The 3,973-nt window shown below is 52.2% G+C and carries 1 protein-coding gene and 2 pseudogenes; 1 reads left to right on the top strand and 2 read right to left on the bottom strand.

What is annotated here, in order from left to right; genetic code table 11:
* Positions 1–440: pseudogene (locus tag F1593_RS27450) on the bottom strand (hypothetical protein); the annotation flags it as partial.
* A 535-nt stretch (positions 441–975) separates the two neighbouring features.
* Here F1593_RS27450 and F1593_RS27445 point away from each other — a divergent pair.
* Positions 976–2,736 carry a reverse transcriptase/maturase family protein gene (locus F1593_RS27445; protein ID WP_149404738.1) on the top strand — a complete coding sequence of 587 codons (1,761 nt, stop codon included), beginning with the start codon at positions 976–978 and terminating at the stop codon, positions 2,734–2,736.
* A 100-nt stretch (positions 2,737–2,836) separates the two neighbouring features.
* Here F1593_RS27445 and F1593_RS27440 read toward each other — a convergent pair.
* Positions 2,837–3,973, bottom strand: a pseudogene (locus F1593_RS27440) (RHS repeat protein); the annotation flags it as partial.

Raw genomic sequence — 3,973 nt, 5'->3', positions numbered from 1 at the left:
CCAGCATATTGCCAGGGATTGCTGACGGTGCCACTCTGCGAGGAGATGCCACCAAAGGGATCATAGTCATAGTGCTCTACCTGGTTGCCAGCACTATCGGTCATGCCCACAATGGAGCCTCGCCCATCAAAGAGATAATAGGAGACTTTGCCATCCGGGGTGCGTTCGCTATTGAGCATGCCACAGCTACAGCGGACATACTCGGTGGTATTGCCTGAGACCGTTTCGGTGCTCAGTCCCAGCCCGGTATACACGGTGCTGGTTCCGTGGTTATTGACCCGCTGTGACTGATCCGTCCCACTATAACTGAAGCTATAGGTCTGGGTCGAACCCGTCGCGGTCCCACTGCCACTCACATCCTGATTGCTTGCATTATAGCTATGCGTCTGAGGACGGGAGAGGGCTAATTCGGTTGTCCCTCCATTGGTAATCGCGGTCAAGTTGCCATCGGCATCATAGCTATGTGCGCCGCGTCACGCGGCCTGTTATCCCCGATTCAATCGGGAGAAATTTGGAAGGAGATTTCTGGATCATCGTGCTTACCTGAAGCCGAAAGGTAGAGGGGACAAAAGCATGCACGAAAAGCGTCGGTTCTCTGAAGGCGTTGAGGGGAAGGTGATGCAAGATCCGCACCCTATGGTCAAGGCTGATTGCTTGAAGTCCAATTCCCAGCAGGATAAACGATGGTCCCATCGCTACAACGCATGAAAGCGATGCTCCTCTGTATCTCTGTCCCTATAGTTGTCAGGGATACCTTCCACGGAGGCAACGAGTGCTAGTGAAGCACTTCAAGGGAATATATGGACGACCTACGGGGGGCTCGAACGTAACAGGTCGACGGAACGCGGGATCGCCTACGGGTCGCAAGACCTATGGCGACGGAGTGCCCGTAGTACTCAGAGTGCAGAAAAGTTGCATACAAGGGGAAGGGGCACAGAGAGTTTTCATATCAAGTAACAGAGAGGAGCATGTGATATGCGCCATTCCACAACGGTTCTTGGTATGCTTCATGATCGAGGCAGACGAGGAGTTGGGGTAGATGATCTCTATCGACAACTCTACAATCCATCTCTGTACCTGCGAGCCTATGCTCGTTTGTACGCTCATCCCGGAGCCATGACCAAAGGAGCCACCGATGAAACAGTTGATGCCATGTCGCTCAACAAGATCCACCAGAGCATTGAGTTACTCAAGCATGAGCGGTTTCAGTGGACTCCAGTGAGACGCACGTACATTGCCAAGAAAAACGGAAAGCTCAGGCCACTGGGCCTGCCGACGTGGACAGATAAACTGCTGCAAGAAGTCATTCGCAGTCTGTTAGAGGCCTACTATGAACCCACGTTCAGCGACACCTCGCATGGTTTCCGACCGGGTCGCGGTTGTCATACGGCTCTGAGTCAGATGCAGCGCACCTGGACGGGCACACACTGGTTTCTTGAAGGAGACATCAAGGCCTGTTTTGACCAGCTTGACCACACAGTCATGCTGAACATTCTCGCAGAAAAGATCCACGACAACCGTTTTCTGCGTCTCATCAAAGAGTTACTCCAGGCAGGATATCTGGAAGAGTGGCGGTACCATTGCACCCTGAGTGGGTCTCCACAAGGGGGCGTGGTGTCTCCACTCCTCAGTAATATCTATCTGGACAAACTGGACCACTACATCGAAACAGAACTGCTCCCTTCCTCCACACAGGGGGAGGAACGCCAGAGCAACCTGGCGTACAAACGGCTTACGCAACGTGCCTATGTTGCCAGACAAAAAGGGGAGTATCAACAAGCCCAAGCCATGGTGCGACTGGCTCAAATGCTTCCAAGGGGGGATCCGTTTGATCCCACATACCGGCGACTACGCTATGTGCGCTATGCCGATGATATCCTGTTCGGATTCGCTGGACCAAAATGCGAGGTGGAGGCGATCAAATCTCAATTGAGCCAATTTCTACGCGAAACCCTGAAACTGGAGCTGTCTCAAGAGAAAACGCTCATCACGCAGGCGACAACCCAGCCCGCCCGCTTTCTGGGCTATGAGATCACCGTGTTCCATCGCAATGACCAGTTCGGCGCGAGAAAACGACGAACACTCAATGGTTCAGTCAGGCTACGCATTCCGGCCGATGTGGTGGAAAGAAAACGCGCCCAGTACAAACAAGGAGGAAAACCGTTGCGGCGCATGACTCTCGCGCCCCGCTCTGATTATACCATCTTGAATACGTATCAAGCCGAATATCGTGGTCTGGTGCAGTACTATCAGCTTGCGGATAATCTCCGGTGGCTCACCAGAGTCCATTGGGATATGCAACAGTCCCTTCTGCACACACTCGCAATGAAATTCCGACGCAGCAAGATGGCAATGGTCCGTCGCTATCGCTCAACCACGGTGACCCCACAGGGCACACGGGTGTGCCTCAAAGTCACGCAGGAGCGCAAGGGCAAGAAACCGCTGGTGGCCACCTTTGGGGGAATTCCTCTCAAGCGAAAGAAGGAGGCCATTCTGGTGGACCATCCATCGGTCCCCATCCGTTATGAGCGAAAGGAGGTGATAAAACGACTCATGGCGGCCACATGCGAACTGTGCGGCATGCGAGAGGAGAACAGTGTGGTTCATCATGTACGCAAACTCGCAGAGCTGGAACATCTGGGGAAAGAAAGACCCTACTGGGCGCAGGTGATGTTAAAAAGGAGGCGAAAAACGTTGATCGTGTGTCCATCCTGTCATGCTCTCATTCATTCCTGACACTGAGCACAAGCTCATCATGAAGAAGAGACTCTTGGAAAGCCGGATGAGTTGGAAACTCTCATGTCCGGTTTGGGGGAAGGGGATCGAAAACGTGCTGCTACGCAGGAACGCGCTGATCTCCTATCCTACAGCTCACCGAGGTGCCATCGTTGTATTGCACTTTGGTGATGCGGTCCTCGTTGTCATAGGTAAACGTCGTGGTGTGATGGTTGCCATCCGTTTCCGTATGTACCCGACTCAACGCATCATAGGTCAGGGTTGTTTTGCCCATGGGAGTTGGCGGTGTGATTGTCGTGACATTCCAGTTCTGGGTCGTGTCATAGCCATAGGTGGTGATGTTCCCATTGGCATCCTGCTGCTGGGAAATCGTCCCATTGTTGGCATTATAGCTATAATTGAGATTGTGCCCGGAGGTCACATCTTGTGACTGTGTGACATTCCCATTGGTATCATACGTGTATTTGCTTTGATTGCCCTGCGCATCTTTTTGCGTATCAGGATAATAGGTCTGATTCGGCGCATTGTAGGTAAAGGTTGAACCCGCGCCCGTTGCATCTTTTGTGCTTGTCAGGTTATTGTTTCCATCGTAGGTAAAGTTACTGGTGTTGCCCAGACCATCGGTTGTATTCGACACATTGTAGGTGGTTGCATCAATGGTTTGTGCTGTGGTATGTCCAAGCGCATCCTTCGTATTCGACACCTGCAAGCCGGTGCTATACGAGTAGGTGGTGCTATGTCCATTCTGGTCGGTGACGACCGTACAGGGTTGTGCAGTGCTACTCAACCCGCTACAGGCACTATCACTACTGGCATGATAGGCAAATTGCACGGTTTTCGTGTTGGCATCGGTGATGGTCGATAGTTTTCCGTCCGTGCCATAGGCAAAGGTGGTAGTATGCGAGAGAGGATCGGTCACGGATTTGAGTTGCCCATTGCTGTAATAGGCAAAGGTGGTCGCTTTGCTATCGGCATTGGTCAGTGTGGTGAGCTGAAAGTTGGTGTAGCTTCGCGTGATCGTCTTGCTGGTGCCATCACTGGTGGAGATGGTATACGACTTCACCTGATGCAGATCGTTGCTGCTATCAGTTCCCTGCACAAAGGTAACCTGCCGATTTTGCGTATCGGTGATCGTGTTGAGATCTCCATTGCTGCCATAACTGAACTGCAAACAGTTGCCATTCTTATCACAATCAATCAAGCGGGAACCATAACTATTAAACCCCCAATATTCGCC

It is taken from the genome of Dictyobacter arantiisoli, assembly GCF_008326305.1.
GTDB lineage: Bacteria > Chloroflexota > Ktedonobacteria > Ktedonobacterales > Ktedonobacteraceae > Dictyobacter > Dictyobacter arantiisoli.
Note: the sequence above shows the minus strand (reverse complement) of the source record. Positions and strands in the feature narration are given on the sequence as shown.